Raw genomic sequence first — 16798 nt, 5'->3', positions numbered from 1 at the left:
GACCAGCCGCCCGCAGGCGGCCTGTCCGGCAGCTCCCTCTGCAACCATTCGCTTATTTAGAGAGCTCGGCGGTCATATGGACCTGGTTGCCGGTGTACGCTTCGGTGATGTGGTAGGAAGCGCCTTGTTCTTTCGCAATGGTCGCGATTTTCGCTTCTGCGCTGTCCAGGGTATCTGCTGTTACGCTCACCGGATGAGCGAAGCTAGCGAAAGAGACCAGGGAGAGCATACCGGCAGCGGCGAGTAATTTTACGTTTTTCATGGTGTTTGTCCTTTTAACTTTTATGGTGGAAAGCGTGTTTGCTTTCGATGGACTTATAATAAGCCTGCTAACTATAACGCGCGTGGCAAAAAGTGCGATTTAGATCACATTTTTATGGCGGTTTGATGATGGGGAAATGAACCTTTCTTTATTTTTTAATTTAAAAACAACGCATTATAGATTTATTTCTGCAGGGGATATCACGCGGACTGCCTGTGCTCAGAGTGTGGAATGCGCCTCATTTACGCGGTTACCATTCATTGTGTGAATTGTTTGGGCGGTTTTTAACCGCCGTCATGGCGGATTCGGACGATTCGCAATAGCCCTCTGGCGGCCATTTCGGCATGCTGAGGCGGCCCTTTCTCTCGCGCCCTGGCGTCAGGCTTTCCGTGCTGTAAACAACCACCACCCCGTTTTCACCTATCAATAATTATTTATTAATAGCCATTAGGTATATGTTATATAACTTAATGAAACGTGAACAAATGTATATTTGTCGGCGAATAAATAGCATTCTTTGACGCCGATAGCACCAGCGAACTTATATTTTTTGGTTCGTTACCTGACGCCTTAAATATTGCGGCTCCCGGTCAGTCGAAGATTCTATTAGCAGTGGCATAAATCAGCATCGCCTGATGTTTCTGGTTCTATGCGAATTCACAGTGTGCTCATTGATTCGTAATTCACTCTGACAAGGAAATGGCAATGAAAAAGGTTCTTCTCTCTGCAGCAATGGCAACCGCGTTTTTTGGCATGACTGCTGCCCATGCAGCTGATACCAATGTTGGCGGCGGCCAGGTTAATTTCTTCGGTAAAGTTACCGATGTATCCTGTACTGTTTCTGTTAACGGCCAGGGCAGCGATGCGAACGTTTACCTGTCTCCGGTAACCCTGACTGAAGTTAAAGCGGCAGCAGCGGATACTTACCTGAAACCGAAATCTTTCACCATTGACGTCTCTAACTGCCAGGCGGCTGACGGCACCAAACAGGATGACGTAAGCAAACTGGGCGTAAACTGGACCGGCGGTAACCTGCTGGCTGGCGCAACCAGCAAACAACAGGGCTACCTGGCGAACACCGAAGCTTCCGGTGCTCAGAACATCCAGCTGGTGCTGTCTACTGACAACGCTACCGCGCTGACCAACAAAATCATCCCGGGTGACAGCACTCAGCCGAAAGCGAAAGGCGATGCTTCCGCTGTAGCCGATGGCGCGCGTTTCACCTACTACGTAGGCTACGCCACCAGCGCGCCGACCACTGTGACCACCGGTGTGGTAAACAGCTACGCGACTTACGAAATTACTTACCAGTAATTCCGTCAGAAAATAAAACTGCCCCGCGATGGGGCAGTTAATAACAATAATAAAGCGGCAATGTCCGCCGCTTGTATTTTTATTCTGAGGTCAGCATGAAGCGTATTGCCCTTTTTTTCTGTTTCATTTTTAGTTTTGCGGCCCATGCCAACAATATTATTGTTAACGGTACCCGCTTTATTTATCCAGGAAATGAAAAAGAAATAACGGTACAGCTTTCAAATAACGCCGACCGTCCGGCGCTGGCGCAGGCCTGGCTGGATAACGGCGATGCCGATGCCACACCGGATACCATTACCACCCCGTTTATTATCACCCCGCCGATTTCGCGCGTTGACGCCAAGAGCGGCCAGACGCTGCGTATTAAGCTCGGCAGCAGCGCCGGTCTGGCGAAAGATAAAGAGTCGCTGTGGTGGCTGAATCTGCTGGAAATTCCGCCGGTGGTGGCTGATCAGAAAAATGAAGGCCAGAACGTGCTGCAGCTGGCGATCCGTTCCCGCTTTAAATTTATTTACCGCCCTGCCGGGCTGGGCAACCGCGATGCGGCGGCCGAGAAGCTGACCCTGACCGCCAGCGGCAGCAGTCTCGCCATCAACAACCCGACGCCGTTCTACATTACCGTCAGCCGTATTTCCCGCGACGGCGGTAAAGCCCTGAACAGCAAAACCGTGATGCTGGCGCCGCAGTCCAGCCAGACGGTGGCGCTCTCCTCCGCCGTCAACCGCGGCGAAACCCTGACCGTTAACAACATTAATGACTATGGCGCCGATGTCGCAGTGAAAGTGGCCGTTAAATAAGGGAAAAGCTAATGAAGCAGAGGTCATTCTGCCCGGGAAGATTAAGCACCGCGATCGCCATCGCGCTGTGCTGCTTTCCGCCATTTTCCAGCGGACAGGAAAACCCGGGAACGGTATATCAATTTAACGACGGCTTTATTGTCGGCAGTCGCGAAAAGGTCGACCTGTCACGCTTCTCGACCAGCGCGATTACCGAAGGCACTTACTCCCTTGACGTCTACACCAACGACGAATGGAAAGGGCGCTACGATCTGCGCATCGCGCGCGACAAAGACGGTAACCTTGGGGTCTGCTACACCAAAGCGATGCTGACCCAGTACGGCATCGCGGCGGAAAAGCTCAATCCGCAGCTGAGCGAACAGGAAGGCTATTGCGGTAGCCTCAAATCCTGGCGCAACGAAGACAACGTCAAAGACAACCTGGTCCAGTCCTCCCTGCGGTTGAACATTTCAGTGCCGCAGATCTATGAAGATCAACGCCTGAAAAACTATGTCAGCCCGGAGTTCTGGGACAAAGGCATTACCGCGCTTAATCTTGGCTGGATGGCCAACGCCTGGAACAGCCACACCTCTTCGGTCGGCGGGTCGGATAACAGCAGCGCCTACCTTGGCGTCAACGCCGGTCTGTCGTGGGACGGCTGGCTGCTGAAGCATATCGGTAACCTGAACTGGCAGCAGCAGCAGGGTAAAGCGCACTGGAACAGCAACCAGACCTATCTCCAGCGGCCGATCCCGCAGATCAACTCCATCGTCAGCGGTGGGCAGATCTTTACCAATGGCGAATTTTTCGACACCATCGGTCTGCGTGGGGTCAACCTCGCCACTGATGACAATATGTTCCCGGACGGCATGCGCTCCTATGCCCCGGAAATTCGCGGCGTGGCGCAGAGCAACGCCCTCGTCACCGTGCGTCAGGGCAGCAACATTATCTATCAGACCACCGTTCCGCCGGGGCCGTTTACCCTGCAGGATGTCTATCCATCCGGTTATGGCAGCGATCTTGAAGTCTCGGTAAAAGAGGCGGATGGCTCGGTGGAAGTGTTCAGCGTGCCTTACGCCTCCGTTGCTCAGCTGCTGCGTCCGGGTATGACCCGCTACGCGCTCTCCGCCGGTAAAGTGGACGACAGCGGGCTACGCAACAAGCCGATGCTCTATCAGGCGACCTGGCAGCACGGGATCAATAACCTGCTGACCGGCTACACCGGGGTCACCGGCTTTGACGACTATCAGGCCTTCCTGGTGGGCACCGGGATGAACACCGGGATCGGCGCGCTCTCTTTTGACGTCACCCATTCGCGGCTGAAGAGCGATACCCATGATGACTCGGGGCAGAGCTATCGCGCCACCTTTAACCGCATGTTCACCGATACCCAGACCAGCATCGTGCTGGCGGCGTATCGCTACTCGACGAAAGGTTATTACAACCTCAACGATGCGCTGTACGCCGTCGATCAGGAAAAAAACAGCCGCAGCAACTATACGCTGTGGCGGCAAAAAAACGGCATGACCTTCACGGTGAACCAGAACCTGCCGGAAGGCTGGGGCGGGTTTTATCTCAGCGGTCGTATTTCCGATTACTGGAACCGCTCCGGGACCGAGAAGCAGTATCAGGTCAGCTACAACAATTCGTTTGGTCGTCTCTCCTGGTCGGCCAGCGCCCAGCGCGTCTATACCCCGGACAGCTCCGGCCATCGCCGCGACGATCGCATTTCACTCAACTTCAGCTACCCGCTGTGGTTTGGCGATAACCGCACCGCCAACCTGACGTCGAACACCTCGTTCAACAACTCGCGCTTTGCCAGCTCGCAGATTGGTATCAATGGCTCGCTGGACAGTGAAAACAACCTTAACTACGGCGTGTCGACCACCACCGCCACCGGCGGTCAGCACGATGTGGCGCTCAACGGCAGCTACCGTACGCCATGGACCACCCTCAACGGCAGCTATAGCCAGGGCGAAGGGTATCGTCAGAGCGGCATTGGCGCCAGCGGGACGATGATCGCCCACAGCGGCGGCGTGGTGCTCTCGCCGGAAAGCGGCTCGACGATGGCGCTGATTGAAGCCAAAGACGCGGCCGGCGCCATGCTCCCGGGATCGCCGGGCACCCGCGTGGACAGCAACGGTTACGCCATCCTGCCGTATCTGCGCCCGTACCGGATCAACGCCGTCGAGATCGACCCGAAAGGCAGCCATGACGACGTGGCCTTCGATCGCACCGTGGCGCAGGTTGTGCCGTGGGAAGGCAGCGTGGTTAAGGTGGCGTTCGGCACCACGGTGCAGAACAACCTCACCCTGCAGGCGCGCCAGGCGAACCATGAGCCTCTGCCGTTCGCGGCGAGTATTTTCTCCCCCGACGGCAAGGAGATCGGCGTCGTCGGTCAGGGCAGCATGATGTTCATCAGCGATGCGAACGCCAAACGCGCGATTGTGAAGTGGAGCGGCGGGCAGTGTTCGGTGGATCTGGGACAGCAAACAACAAAGGATAGCGTATGTCGCTGAGGAAATTACTGACGCTTTTTATCGTCTTAATGGCGCTGGGCACCACCTCGTCCTGGGCCGTCTGTACGCGTCTCTCTTCGCCAACGGTGATGCTGGACATGGTGGTGGGCAGGGTGGTGGTGCCCCCGGATCTGCCGGTGGGCTCGGTGATCCTCACCCGCGACTGGACGATGAGCGCCCCGGGCGGGGCGAGCTATCGCTGTACCTCCGGCACCAACCGCTTCGCGGCGAAGATCGTCTCGCCAGGGGCCACCGATCTTGGGAATAAAATTTATTCCACCAACGTGCCGGGGATTGGTATGCGTTTCAGCCGCGGCGGCGCGACGGTGAATATCGTCTATCCCGACGTCTATTCGTCCCGGGTGTATAACACCACCAACTATTCCCTTGAAGGGTCACGTTTTACGCTGGAGATTATCAAAACCGCGGCAACCACCGGCAGCGGCACCCTCGCGGCGGGAAAATACACCTCCTATGACTGGGAGAGCGGCGGCAACCCGATCCTCGAAACCTATCTGAGCGCCAATGCGATCACCGTGGTCTCGCCCTCCTGTTCGGTACTGAGCGGGAAAAATATGAATGTTGATGTGGGCGCCATCAGACGCACTGACCTGAAAGGGGTGGGCACCACCGCGGGCGGGAAGGATTTTAATATCGATCTGCAGTGCAGCGGCGGCCTGAGTGAAACGGGATATGCCAACATCAGCACCTCTTTTTCCGGCACCCTGGCGACCAGCACCACCGCCACCATGGGCGCCTTGCTGAATGAAAAGGCCGGCAGCGGGATGGCGAAAGGCGTCGGCATCCAGGTGCTGAAGGATGGATCCCCGCTGCAGTTTAATAAGAAATATACCGTTGGCCGCTTGAATAATCAGGAGACTCGCTACATCACCATCCCGCTGCACGCGCGCTTTTATCAGTATGGCCCGACGACCAGCACCGGCGAGGTGGAGTCGCATATGATCTTTAACCTGACGTACGATTAATACGGGAGGGGGAATGAAGGGATTGCCGAAACATACTATCGCGTGGCTGCTGCTCTGCGGCAGCCTCGCCGCCCCCTCGGCGTGGGGTTTCGAGACCAATTATGATCGCGGACGGGTCGATTTTGCCGGGCGGGTGACGGATATTTCCTGCAGCGTCGCGCTCAATGGCGGCCAGCATGCCGGCAGCGGCAACGTCTGGCTGGCGCCGGTCAGCCTGGCGGAAGTGCACGTTCGCGGGGCCGGCGCGTTTATGAAGCCGCAGCCTTTTACCCTGGCGCTGTCAAACTGCCAGCTGCGTCATGACGGCGGCGCCGCCTCGCAGGACGAGGTGCGGCGGGTCAGCGTTCGCTGGGTCGACGGTTTTTTACTGACGGCGGTCGGCAATGAGAACGCGGGCTATCTGGCCAATACCTTGCCAGACGGAGCGCAGAATATTTATCTGGCGCTGTCGACCAATGATAATAATACGCTGGATAAGAGTAATAAAATTGTCCCTGCGGACCCGCAGCAAAATCAGGTGCATTTGCAGGAAAGCGCGGTCAGCGGCGGTCTGTTCACCTATTATGTGGGCTACGTTTCGCCGACGCCGAAAAGCGCCACCAGCGGGCCAATTACCAGCTGGGCAACGTGGGAATTAGTTTATAATTAAGCGAGACGAAAAAGCCGGGCAAGCCCGGCTTTTTTATATGACAATATCGTCGGCAACCAGCTGTTCAATGCTGACTTCCTGCCAGTAATGCCCCTGAATAGCAAACCACTCCATACCCTGCAGCCATTTTTTATGGGCTTCGCTTTCCACGCCTTCAATAATCACGTTGTGATGATTGCGGGATAAAAAGGTGACCAGCGCATCCATCAGCTGACGGCCGGACTCTTTGCGCATCAGATGCCAGAAAAAATCTTTATCAATTTTGACATAGTCAAAATGATAACCGCTGATGGCGTTTATCCCCGCGTAGCCAGAGCCGAAGTCGTCGAGCCACAGCGAGGTATCCTGCGGGCTTTGCCAGGCGGCGAGGGAATTATTCAGAAGTTTCTCGGCGTTTTCGGTCACTTCAAAATGGACGCAGGTCAGGGCGGCAATTTTCTCTTTTATTTCCTTCTGGCGTAGCAGATTCAGGATATGGTCATCGACGTTAATGGTGGCGGAAATATGGTTACGTAAAAACCATGCTTTATGCTGTTCAATCAACGCCAGTTGCTCGAGAAAAATACGTTCACGAACCGCCGCGGTGGCATGGCGGAAAAAATATTCTGGCGAAACGGGAAGATTATCGAAGCGGCTTAAGCATTCAACTGCGACTAAGGTACCTTGTGGGGAAAACATTTTCTGAAAGACGTAGCGTACAGCGATATCATTACGAGATAAAATGTTGTCTTCGAATATTTTAGTGTTCATTATCCCTCTTCACGAGGTTAGTCAGACAATAAGCAGAGGAGAGTCTAATTATAGGCTACCTGATGGTTAATGGGAATGGCAGGAAATGTAAATCAACAGCGAATAAGTACGCTTTATCCGCTATTGATTTACCGCTGTAAAATTTAACATTGATGAAGGGCGGCAATACGCTGGTTCATCGTGCGGGAATTATCAATGCCCAGCTTTTGCATGATATGGATACGATGGCTGTGGACCGTTTTATGGGCAATGCCGAGCAGGGCGGCAATACGCTTATTATTATTGTTGGCAATCAGCAGCTCGAGGATCTGGCACTCCCGCGGCGACAGCTGTTTGCGCAATCGTCGCGGCGGCGGTTCGCTGGCGCCCTTCGCGCGCTGGATAATGGAAGTAAACATAGATAGCGGTGAGTTTTCGCTAATAATCATGGCATTATCGACAGTTATCAACTCTCGGCATAGCCCGGCAATGTCGCTTTTTACCATCAGCACCGGCTGCTGGCAGCGCTGCAGGGAAAGGCGGAGCGCATTCAGCAGATCAAGGATTCTGATGGCAGAAATATCCTTATTAATTAAATTGAAAATAACCGTTTGGGCCACAGGCAGATGTTTTCTCTGGATAACATCGTCATAGCCAAAACGGGTGGCATTTTCATGACTATCAATAAGGTAGTGATAGATTGAGTGACCAATGAGATTATCATTGGTGTACAGCAATATACTTTCCAAGGGTATCAGATTCTCTTTTTGCGCTTGGCTTCTAAGATCAGGTCCAGCAGAATCTTCTCTATTCTGCGCTGGTCGTCGAGATGACGGAACTTAAACTGGCAGGATATCTGATAGTAGCTTTCGTTCTCTTCATTGGGGTTGTCGAGGGTGATAATAATGACATTTTTTACCACCAGGTCGATGGTGATCTCGCCATATTCCGCCAGCATCAGTACGGCATTTTTCAGCAATGCGTTATGACTGAGAAATTTCAGGTTCGGCGTTTTGGTCATCAGCGCGCAACCGCCGTCCGAAATGTCTTTGATGTCGAAAAGATAGTTTTCGCCATTTTTATGGCGCCCGCGGCAATAAAAGTCATGCTCGTGGCGTAAACGAAAGCGGGGATCGCGGCGACGCTGCACGACCTGCAGGCATTCAGGCAAGGAAAAGGCGTAGCGGATACCTTTATCGACACCGCTATTGTCATGTTTTGTCAGGGCTGCATTAAACTCTATTTTCCCTGAATCGCTATGCAGTAGAAAACGAATTTTATGACCCGTTGGGATTTTGCGATGGGTCTGAATATGGAACTCGGCAAAGTCCACGCGCGTCAGTTGGGTTATGATACTGGTGTTGTTAAAAAATATTTCAATTTCAGTACGTTTGCGCAACTCCTCTCTGAAAATAGCAATAATTTCATACTTACTGGTCTTTATCGTTCCCTCTGTCATAGGCTTCCCTTGTAAATAGTTGTCGTGAGGCGTTTGATTTTTCTTATAGCAATAGCAACATTCTGATTGGGTTAATCAGATGTTTTTATGAGCGTTTGATGTTATTGACTATCTTTGCAGCCAGATTGATATGTATAAACTTGGAATTCGATATTGTGTTTCCTGTAATCAAGAGTTTCAAATTTTGGTCATGACAAAAACGACAACGGCCTCCAAGCTGGAGACCGGTCGAAGGAAAAAAACTTAAGTTTAATTAACGGGGATAATGAGAAAACGATCGTCGATCATGCCCCATTTGTAGGATCTATAGTGCCAGCAGTATTGAGGTTTTTCCAGGCAAATATTGAGGAGGGAAGTCGTTCCCTCCATTTGGCCTGAGGGGTCAGGGATGCGTGCGATTGGCGATATTATCCAGGATGCGTAGCGCATCCGCTGGCAGAACCAGTCCGGCGGCGGCAATATTTTCCGCCAGGTGCGTGCGGGATGAGGTGCCGGGGATCAGCAGAATATTGGGCGCGCGCTGGAGTAGCCAGGCGAGGGCGACCTGCATCGGCGTCGCCTCAAGCGAGGCCGCGACCTCGTTCAGCTCCTGCGCCTGCAGCGGGGTAAAACCGCCCAGCGGGAAGAAGGGGACCCAGGCGATGTGCTGGGCGGCCAGCGCATCCACCAGCGCGTCGTCGGCGCGATGGGCAATGTTATAGAGGTTTTGCACGCAGACGATAGGCGTCATTTTCTGCGCATCCGCCACCTGCTTTGCCGTCACGTTGCTAAGGCCAATATGGCGGATCAACCCTCGCTCCTTCAGCTCCAGCAGGGTGGCGAGCGGCGCCTCCAGCGACCCCTCCACCGGGCCGTGGGGGCTCAGCATACTGCGCAGGTTCACCACCTCCAGCACGTCGAGCCCCAGGTGACGCAAATTGTCCTCGACGGCCTGGGTCAGTTCAGCAGGCGACATGGCCGGCAGCCAGTTGCCTTTTTCGTCACGGCGGGCGCTGACCTTGGTGACAATGCACAGATCGTCGGGGTAGGGGTGAAGCGCTTTGCGGATCAGCTGATTGGTCACATGGGGGCCATAGAAATCCGAAGTATCGATATGGTTTACCCCAGCTTCGACGGCGGCCTGCAGCACGCGCACCGCTTCTTCAGGATCTTTCGGCGGGCCGAAGACGCCGGGGCCGGCCAGCTGCATGGCCCCGTAACCCAACCGATAGACCTGGCGATCGCCGAGCGTGCCGCGACCGGATAAGGTGACACTGGACATAGGAACTCTCCTCACGGTGGCTAAGCCGTAAGTGTAATGCGCTCACAAGGAAGGGAAGGGCGAGAATGTTGTCAGAATGTGCGACAGCGGCTCAGGCAAGCCGCTGTCGCCGGAGGCGGATTAGCCGAAGAACATCACGGAGACGCAGAGCAGGCCGACCACCAGAGTGATGGCGTTCCCCACCGAGCGATACGGCTTCAGCGCCGGGATAAGCCAGGTTGACAGCGTGGGCATGATAAACAGGATCATGGCGATAAGCGGTCCGCTGATGGCGTAGATCATCGAGATCGCATTCGGGTTGATAAAGCACACCGCAAAGGTGAAGGCGGAGACCAGCATGATCGACATCGCGCGGTTGAAGGCGCGGCTCTTGCGCACGCCCATCAGGCCCAGCGAGCTTTTGACGATTTCGCTGGCGCCTTCAATGACCCCGAAGTAGGTGCCGAGAAAGGATTTCGACATGGCGACCACGGCGACGATAATGCCGGTCACCGCCAGCCAGCCCGGCGCGCCCGGCACCATCGACAGGGCGGAGAGGATAGTCACCCCCTGATCGCGGGCGGTCTCAATATAGGTCGCCGGGATAGCCAGCAGGCAGCTGAAGACGAAAAACAGCACGCTGGCGCAGATGATGGTGTAGGCCACCTTCATGATTTTTTTGCATTTACCCATGGCCAGGTCGCCGTGTTTCTCCTGCTGGTCGATAGCAAAAGTCGAGATGATCGGCGTATGGCTAAAAGCGAAAACCATCACGGGTATGGAGATCCAGACCTGGTGGAGCGTCTGCGAGCTGAACTGCATCTGGCTGGTGAGATGTTCCGGATGCCAGTCGCGGATTAAATAGAGGGAGAGAAACAGAAAGCAGGCGATGAGCGGGAAGACCAGAAAGCCCATCACCTTGATGGTGATCTGCCGGCCCATGAGAAAGATCAGGTTAAGGACCAGCACCACGCCAAGACTCAGCAGCGCGCGTAGCGCAGGCGTCATCGGCGTGTGATGCGCCACCTGCTCGGCCAGCGAGTTGGTGATGGCCACGGCGTAGATCAGCACGACCACAAAGAAGGCGAGGAAATAGAGGCCGGTGATCAGGTTGCCAATTTTCTTACCATAGTAGTGATTGACTGCGCCGGTGATCCCGGTTCCCGGCGCGATATTGGCCGAGAGAATAAACTGGCTCAGCGCTTTGTGAGGCCAGTAGGTGAGCGGCCAGGCGACCAGCGCGGTGATGAAAAGGACGATGGCGCCAGCCGAACCCAGCTGGATCGGTAGAAATAGCGTCCCAGCGCCTACTGCAGTGCCATATAAGGCAAAACTCCATAGAGTTTCTTCTTTAGACCAAATTTTAGACATTATGCGACTTTATCAACCGTCAAACCAAAAAAAAGGAGTGCAATTTACCATATTTATGGTTCATCTGTTGCGATAGTTTTTGGTGATAAAGTCGCGGCGGATCGCGAAGGATCCGCCGCGGGGCTAGCCGCGTGCCGTCTGGCGCGGGCGGCGGTGACGGATCACGCGCTCGCGCAGGGTGTCCCAGACCCAGTTAAACGCCATGGTGTAGGGCAGGAAGAAGAGCATGAAGCCGATCTCCAGCATAAACGCCTGCAGCAGCGATACCCCCAGCACGATAGCCACCATGGTGACGCCGATGATAACAAAGCCGGTCTCGAAGCCGATCGCGTGCAGCGCCCGCACTTTCAGCCGGCGGGGGACGCGGGAGACCGGCCACAGGCGATCGAAAGCCGCGTTATAAATGATGTTCCATACCATCGCCAGGGTGGCGAGCAGAATGCTCAGCCCGCCCATCTCCACCACCGAACGCTGCATCAGCCAGGCGGCGGTGGGGGCGAGGATCAGCGTCGCCAGTCCTTCGAAGGTGATGGCGTGGATAACGCGTTCGGTGAGCGTCTTGCGCTGATGCGGGGTCTGTTGCATGGCGAGCTACCTCCAGTTTTAGCCTGAACAGGAAATTACCCGGCAGTTTATGGAAAAATATGATAAACAAAAGATAGAAACCATCGATAAAGTAGATACATCATGCGTTATTCACCGGAAGCGTTAACCGCCTTTGTCGAGGCCGTTGACAGCGGGTCGTTCTCCGCCGCCGCCCGTCGCCTGCGGAAAAGCCAGTCGACGATCAGTACCGCTATCGCCAACCTGGAGGCTGACCTCGGGGTGACCCTCTTCGATCGGGCAACGCGGCAGCCGACGCTGACGCCGCAGGGGGAGCAGGTGCTGAGCTATGTCAAAGCGATCCTCGCCGCCAGCGAGCGGCTGGATGAGCTGGCGGTGTCGCTGTCCGGCGAGACGGAGCCGCGATTGACCTTTGTGCTCTCGGACACCCTGCACCCGGACGTGCTGGAAGATCTGCTGGTGCAGTTTGACCGCCGCTTCCCTCATACCGAGTTTGAGTGTTTGATTGGCGAAGATGAGGACGTGATCGATCTCCTGCAAAAATCCCGCGCCCAGGTGGGATTGATTGAGGCGAGAGAGCGCTACCCGACCGATATCGGCAGCACCCGCCTGCCGCTGCAGACGGCGATGGGCATTTACGTGGCGCATGACCATCCGCTGGCGGCGCAGGGCAAGGTTGTCTGGGATGAGCTGCGCAGCTGGCGCGAGCTGCGTTTGAGCACCTTTCTGGCCAGCGCCACGGAGCCTGCCGCCGGGCAGGTCTGGTCGGCGCCAAACTACCTGCTGCTGCTCAGCATGGCGGTGCAGGGCTTCGGCTGGTGCATTCTGCCCTGCGCCCTGGTGGCGGAGTTTGCGCCGCAGGGCGGGCTGGTGGCGCTCGATATCCCCGGCTGGCCGCGGGCGATTTCGGTGGATCTGCTGTGGAATAAGAAAGCGCCGCCCGGGGCGGCGGGCAGCTGGCTGCGTCAGCATCTGCAGCGGCGTGAACGTTAACGAATGGCTAATTCTTTGTGATTGGCCTCACTTTTTTTAAACAATTACAAAGTTTTTTGATAACAATTATCTAGTATATCGCTGTTTCTTTGCGCAAAAGCACGGGCAGGGGTAGAGGATGAAGGATGTCGTGATCGTCGGGGCGCTACGAACGCCGATTGGCTGCTTTCAGGGCGCGCTATCGCGCCATTCAGCCGTTGAGCTGGGTAGCGTGGTGGTGAAGGCGCTGGTGGAGAAGACGGGAATCGATCCGCAGAGCGTGGATGAGGTGATCCTCGGCCAGGTGCTGACCGCGGGAACCGGGCAAAACCCGGCCCGTCAGTCCGCTATTCGCGGCGGGTTGCCCAACACGGTATCGGCTATCACCATTAACGACGTCTGCGGTTCCGGCCTGAAAGCCCTGCACCTCGCCACCCAGGCCATCCAGTGCGGGGAGGCGGACGTGGTGATCGCCGGCGGCCAGGAGAACATGAGCCGCGCTCCGCATGTCCTCACCGACAGCCGCACCGGCGCCCAGCTGGGCAACAGCCAGCTGATTGACAGTCTGGTCCATGACGGCCTGTGGGACGCCTTCAACGATTATCATATGGGCGTCACGGCGGAAAACCTCGCCCGGGAATACGGCATCAGCCGCGAACTGCAGGACGCCTGGGCGCTCAGCTCGCAGCATAAGGCGCGCAAGGCGATTGATTCCGGACGCTTTCGCGATGAGATTGTCCCGGTCGTTACCGAGCATAACGGCGCGCCGCGCACCGTAGATACCGATGAACAACCGCGGGTGGATGCCAGCGCGGAAGGGTTGGCCAGCCTGCAGCCTGCCTTCGATCGTCTCGGATCGGTGACCGCCGGCAACGCTTCCAGCATCAATGACGGCGCGGCGGCGGTGATGATGATGAGCGAGGCGAAAGCCGAGGAGCTGGGGCTGCCGATCCTCGCGCGGATCCGCGCTTTCGCCAGCGTCGGCGTCGATCCGGCGCTGATGGGCATCGCCCCGGTGCACGCCACCCGCCGCTGTCTGGAACGGGCCGGCTGGCGGCTGGACGACGTCGATCTGATCGAAGCCAATGAGGCCTTTGCCGCTCAGGCTATCTCCGTTGGCCGGGTACTGGAGTGGGATGAGCGACGGGTCAACGTCAACGGCGGCGCGATCGCCCTCGGCCACCCGATCGGCGCCTCCGGCTGCCGGATTCTGGTGTCGCTGGTGCATGAAATGATCAAGCGCGATGCGCGTAAAGGGCTGGCGACGCTGTGCATCGGCGGCGGTCAGGGCGTGGCGCTGGCGGTAGAGCGCGCGTAGCGCTGAATGTCGATTTCCATGGCCTCCTGCGGGAGGCCTTTTTTATGCGCCGCGCTTTGCCGACCCTCCTCTTTTTTGCCGTATTTCCCTTCTCCCCATCGTCAATTTATTGAGCTCCGTCACGTCTTGTTGTGCCACCTTTTTTGAAACAAATAACTACGATCCTGGTCACTAAAACTGAGGTGCTTAAAAAATAAAATAACGTTTCATAAAAACGAAATGTCATTTTATTTATTATAAGGGGTACCCTATGTTAAAACGATCTCTGGTTCTGGCCGCCCTCTGCGGTATGTCTTTTGCGGCAACTGCGGTCACGATAGATTTACGTCATGAATTTATTGATGGCGGCAAGAGCGATAAAAGCAATGCCGACCGCGTCTCGGTATCCCACCGCTTCGCCAACGGGCTAGGCTTTACCGTGGAGGCCAAATGGCGTTCAGGCGGCGACAACGGTTCGCAACCCTATTCGGACGTGGTGGGCAACGGCCATGAAGACACCATCAGCTGGCGCTGGAAAGCGACGTCGAACCTTTTCCTCACCCCCGGGTTTACCATAGAGAGCAACGACAGCCGCTCCATTTACAAGCCGCATCTGCACGTACAGTACAGTTTCGACAATGGCTTCTATGTCGCCGCTCGCTATCGCTATGAGTACACCCGCTATCCGAACGATGCCGGTAAAGATGATGACAAGGTGAATCGCGGCGACGCGTGGGCCGGGTTTGCCCTCGGCGACTGGCGCACCGAGCTGAACTATGTCTATGCCCGCAGTTCGGAAGGGGTGAACCGCAACGACAACAAACCCTACTCACAGGAATATAACGTGAAGGTAGCCTATAAGCTGGATAACAACTGGTCGCCGTATGGTGAAATCGGCAACGTCGGCGTGAATGACCGCAGCGATCGCCAGACCCGTTTCCGCGTCGGGGTGGCCTACTCGTTCTGATTTCCGCCAGACCCTCATCGTCTCTCTTCCCCGGCGCCGTCAGCCGGGGTTTTTTATGCGCCAAAGCGAGGGAACAAAAAAAGCCCTCCGCGAAGGAGGGCAAGGCCAGTTACAGAAAAACGTTCGCCGGGCTCAGGCGCTCAGCATCGGCGGATGGTCAGGTAATTTCGCGATATAGATGGCCGGCTTGCCGTCTTTATCGGAGCTGAACAGAATGGCGCTGTCATCCGGCGTAAACGAGGGGTGCGGGTGAGTCACCTGGCGGCTGTTGGCCACTGTCGCCCACGAGGTATCATGGCGCGCGACGCGGAAGTAGCGCTTCTCCGCTACGTTAAAGACGTAGAGATAAGGATCGTTATCAATGGAGTAGCCGCCGGTATCTTTGACATCGACCGGCGTGCCCGATCCATCGCCCACCAGCAGCGTGCCGTCGAAATTGCTCATCAGATGCGAGCAGGCGGGCATCGTCATCAGGGCCTCGTTGACGCCGCTTTCCGGATCAAAGCGATAGATCGTCCGCCCCTGCTGGCCTTTCAGATAGGAGACGTAGATCAGCGCTGAACCGTCCGGTACCCAGAATTCATGGGTGCAGCTTTCGCCCGGGGCATGCGCTTTGACTTTACGCACGTTGCTGCCATCTTCATTGACCAGCCACATGCGGGCGTCAACCAGATCGTGCGGCCCTTCATGGCAGAAGGCGACGGTATGGTCGTCGAAGGGACGATAGATCGGATGTCCCAGCCAGATTTTTTCCTCATGGATCACCTGGCTCTCACCGCTGCGCAGGTCGACGCGCAGCAGGCGGCAGTGCGGTCCTTTGTGGAAGAAGTCATGAAAAATCTGCCAGTCGTTGAGCGGCGTCCAGTCGCTTTTCGCAATCTCAATGCCTACCAGTTTGCTGCAATCGCTGTTCGCCACCCAGGTGCCATAGCCGACCCACTCCTCGCTGACGCGGTAAACTTCACGCTCGGCGAGGGTGGTGAGGTTCACCTCCAGCAGGGTACGGTCATTTTTCACGTAATAGAGCGACTTATCGTCCGGGGAGAGGAAGCCGCCGAAGGTGTTATCCCCGGCGCCTTCCGTCAGCTGGACGGCTTCGGCGCTGGCGATATTCAGCAGATAGTAGTTCCAGTGGCCGTCAAACTCGCCGGCGAACAGTAAATGGCTGCCATCGTTAAAAAAGCACTTCTGATAGAAGTAGTTGCGATGACAGGTGACCTCCGGGGGGGTTAAGCGGGTGACTTCCGCCCCGGTATCCGGATCGCGGCTGACGTGATAGTTCAGTTTGACCCGCATGCCTTTAGCCATGTAGTGCTCCTTTCTTTCCTGCGATGCCGCTGAACCAGAGGCGTGTCGCTGAGTGATTTGTTTTAAAAGATGGGTGTTAATTTATCAAAACAATGTTTCATTATTTGTGATGTCTCACGCAGTTCAGCGCAATTCTCGCATCTTCCACGGCCTGCTGGCCTCACTTCGACCGTCTCTCCAGACAACCGGTTGAATCACCATCCTTTTAAAATCGCTTCCTGTTCGGCGCGCGTTGCCGCATCCGTTCGCTTTTTCTTTTTTTGTAATCGGCGTCATAAAAAATGAAACGATGTTTTAAATATCATTGAAAATGACAGGGGGTGGGGCTAAGATGGCACCCATTAGTAAAACGGAACTCTGTTTTATTTTTATGATGGGCTATGCC

16 protein-coding genes are annotated in these 16798 nt (G+C 55.7%); 8 read left to right on the top strand and 8 right to left on the bottom strand.

Going from position 1 to position 16798, the window contains the following annotated elements; genetic code table 11:
* Window positions 1–52: 52 nt before the first annotated feature.
* Window positions 53–262 (bottom strand): DUF1471 domain-containing protein, encoded by a 210-nt coding sequence (locus ACOI7Z_RS12390; RefSeq protein WP_002916131.1) that lies wholly within the window; start codon window positions 260–262, stop codon window positions 53–55.
* 705 nt (window positions 263–967) lie between these two features.
* Here ACOI7Z_RS12390 and mrkA point away from each other — a divergent pair.
* The 5 genes from mrkA (at window position 968) to mrkF (ending at window position 6506) form a co-directional block, all read left to right on the top strand.
* Window positions 968–1576, top strand: a complete 609-nt coding sequence (gene mrkA, locus ACOI7Z_RS12385) for a type 3 fimbria major subunit MrkA (protein ID WP_000756959.1) — start codon at window positions 968–970, stop codon at window positions 1574–1576.
* Window positions 1577–1671: 95 nt separating this feature from the next.
* A complete protein-coding gene (mrkB, locus tag ACOI7Z_RS12380) occupies window positions 1672–2373 on the top strand; it encodes a type 3 fimbria chaperone MrkB (protein WP_023290932.1) in 702 nt (233 codons plus the stop codon).
* A gap of 11 nt (window positions 2374–2384) precedes the next feature.
* Window positions 2385–4871, top strand: a complete 2487-nt coding sequence (gene mrkC / locus ACOI7Z_RS12375; protein WP_044524639.1) for a type 3 fimbria usher protein MrkC — start codon at window positions 2385–2387, stop codon at window positions 4869–4871.
* Complete coding sequence (gene mrkD, locus ACOI7Z_RS12370; protein WP_023290930.1) at window positions 4862–5857, top strand: type 3 fimbria adhesin subunit MrkD; 996 nt, start codon at window positions 4862–4864, stop codon at window positions 5855–5857. The genes mrkC and mrkD overlap by 10 nt, the downstream gene beginning before the upstream one ends.
* A 13-nt stretch (window positions 5858–5870) precedes the next feature.
* Window positions 5871–6506, top strand: coding sequence for a type 3 fimbria minor subunit MrkF (gene mrkF, locus ACOI7Z_RS12365; RefSeq protein WP_087849753.1), 636 nt, complete (start codon window positions 5871–5873; stop codon window positions 6504–6506).
* A gap of 33 nt (window positions 6507–6539) precedes the next feature.
* On the opposite strand, the gene mkrJ is transcribed toward mrkF, so the two are convergent.
* The 6 genes from mkrJ to ACOI7Z_RS12335 all read right to left on the bottom strand — a co-directional run bounded on the left by mkrJ (window position 6540) and on the right by ACOI7Z_RS12335 (window position 11890).
* The gene (gene mkrJ, locus ACOI7Z_RS12360; RefSeq protein WP_023290928.1) at window positions 6540–7256 is read right to left on the bottom strand and encodes a phosphodiesterase MrkJ; all 717 of its coding nucleotides are present in this window, start codon (window positions 7254–7256) and stop codon (window positions 6540–6542) included.
* Between the two features lie 143 nt (window positions 7257–7399).
* Window positions 7400–7972, bottom strand: a complete 573-nt coding sequence (locus ACOI7Z_RS12355) for a LuxR C-terminal-related transcriptional regulator (protein ID WP_023290927.1) — start codon at window positions 7970–7972, stop codon at window positions 7400–7402.
* Between the two features lie 17 nt (window positions 7973–7989).
* The gene (mrkH, locus tag ACOI7Z_RS12350) at window positions 7990–8694 is read right to left on the bottom strand and encodes a transcriptional activator MrkH (protein WP_137916154.1); all 705 of its coding nucleotides are present in this window, start codon (window positions 8692–8694) and stop codon (window positions 7990–7992) included.
* Window positions 8695–9076: 382 nt separating this feature from the next.
* On the bottom strand, window positions 9077–9955 hold the full coding sequence (locus ACOI7Z_RS12345; protein WP_065805369.1) for an aldo/keto reductase family oxidoreductase: 879 nt from the start codon (window positions 9953–9955) through the stop codon (window positions 9077–9079).
* A 120-nt stretch (window positions 9956–10075) separates the two neighbouring features.
* Window positions 10076–11305 (bottom strand): amino acid permease, encoded by a 1230-nt coding sequence (locus tag ACOI7Z_RS12340; protein ID WP_023290924.1) that lies wholly within the window; start codon window positions 11303–11305, stop codon window positions 10076–10078.
* A 123-nt stretch (window positions 11306–11428) separates the two neighbouring features.
* Entirely contained in the window at window positions 11429–11890 is a 462-nt protein-coding gene (locus ACOI7Z_RS12335; RefSeq protein WP_087849664.1) for a multidrug/biocide efflux PACE transporter, read from the bottom strand.
* A 102-nt stretch (window positions 11891–11992) separates the two neighbouring features.
* Between ACOI7Z_RS12335 and ACOI7Z_RS12330 the strand changes: the two genes are divergently transcribed.
* The 3 genes from ACOI7Z_RS12330 to ompK26 all read left to right on the top strand — a co-directional run bounded on the left by ACOI7Z_RS12330 (window position 11993) and on the right by ompK26 (window position 15105).
* Complete coding sequence (locus ACOI7Z_RS12330) at window positions 11993–12862, top strand: LysR family transcriptional regulator (RefSeq protein ID WP_023290923.1); 870 nt, start codon at window positions 11993–11995, stop codon at window positions 12860–12862.
* 118 nt (window positions 12863–12980) lie between these two features.
* On the top strand, window positions 12981–14159 hold the full coding sequence (locus ACOI7Z_RS12325; RefSeq protein WP_023290922.1) for an acetyl-CoA C-acetyltransferase: 1179 nt from the start codon (window positions 12981–12983) through the stop codon (window positions 14157–14159).
* Window positions 14160–14409: 250 nt separating this feature from the next.
* Complete coding sequence (gene ompK26 / locus ACOI7Z_RS12320; RefSeq protein ID WP_004205398.1) at window positions 14410–15105, top strand: KdgM family porin OmpK26; 696 nt, start codon at window positions 14410–14412, stop codon at window positions 15103–15105.
* Between the two features lie 132 nt (window positions 15106–15237).
* Here the strand turns inward: ompK26 and ACOI7Z_RS12315 are convergent, their stop codons facing one another.
* Complete coding sequence (locus ACOI7Z_RS12315) at window positions 15238–16413, bottom strand: oligogalacturonate lyase family protein (RefSeq protein WP_032453989.1); 1176 nt, start codon at window positions 16411–16413, stop codon at window positions 15238–15240.
* Between the last annotated feature and the right edge of the window lie 385 nt (window positions 16414–16798).

The organism is Klebsiella sp. C283, assembly GCF_048822555.1.
GTDB lineage: Bacteria > Pseudomonadota > Gammaproteobacteria > Enterobacterales > Enterobacteriaceae > Klebsiella > Klebsiella quasipneumoniae.
This window is presented reverse-complemented; position numbering and strand designations above follow the sequence as displayed.

Excerpts from the sequence above, each read along its gene's own strand:
- mrkA (WP_000756959.1), top strand. The coding sequence starts at position 968 with ATGAAAAAGGTTCTTCTCTCTGCAGCAATGGCAACCGCGTTTTTTGGC.
- ACOI7Z_RS12325 (WP_023290922.1), top strand. The coding sequence starts at position 12,981 with ATGAAGGATGTCGTGATCGTCGGGGCGCTACGAACGCCGATTGGCTGC.
- ACOI7Z_RS12335 (WP_087849664.1), bottom strand. The coding sequence starts at position 11,890 with ATGCAACAGACCCCGCATCAGCGCAAGACGCTCACCGAACGCGTTATC.
- ACOI7Z_RS12345 (WP_065805369.1), bottom strand. The coding sequence starts at position 9,955 with ATGTCCAGTGTCACCTTATCCGGTCGCGGCACGCTCGGCGATCGCCAG.
- mrkF (WP_087849753.1), top strand. The coding sequence starts at position 5,871 with ATGAAGGGATTGCCGAAACATACTATCGCGTGGCTGCTGCTCTGCGGC.
- ompK26 (WP_004205398.1), top strand. The coding sequence starts at position 14,410 with ATGTTAAAACGATCTCTGGTTCTGGCCGCCCTCTGCGGTATGTCTTTT.
- ACOI7Z_RS12340 (WP_023290924.1), bottom strand. The coding sequence starts at position 11,305 with ATGTCTAAAATTTGGTCTAAAGAAGAAACTCTATGGAGTTTTGCCTTA.
- mkrJ (WP_023290928.1), bottom strand. The coding sequence starts at position 7,256 with ATGAACACTAAAATATTCGAAGACAACATTTTATCTCGTAATGATATC.
- mrkC (WP_044524639.1), top strand. The coding sequence starts at position 2,385 with ATGAAGCAGAGGTCATTCTGCCCGGGAAGATTAAGCACCGCGATCGCC.
- mrkH (WP_137916154.1), bottom strand. The coding sequence starts at position 8,694 with ATGACAGAGGGAACGATAAAGACCAGTAAGTATGAAATTATTGCTATT.
- mrkD (WP_023290930.1), top strand. The coding sequence starts at position 4,862 with ATGTCGCTGAGGAAATTACTGACGCTTTTTATCGTCTTAATGGCGCTG.
- ACOI7Z_RS12330 (WP_023290923.1), top strand. The coding sequence starts at position 11,993 with ATGCGTTATTCACCGGAAGCGTTAACCGCCTTTGTCGAGGCCGTTGAC.
- ACOI7Z_RS12390 (WP_002916131.1), bottom strand. The coding sequence starts at position 262 with ATGAAAAACGTAAAATTACTCGCCGCTGCCGGTATGCTCTCCCTGGTC.
- ACOI7Z_RS12315 (WP_032453989.1), bottom strand. The coding sequence starts at position 16,413 with ATGGCTAAAGGCATGCGGGTCAAACTGAACTATCACGTCAGCCGCGAT.
- mrkB (WP_023290932.1), top strand. The coding sequence starts at position 1,672 with ATGAAGCGTATTGCCCTTTTTTTCTGTTTCATTTTTAGTTTTGCGGCC.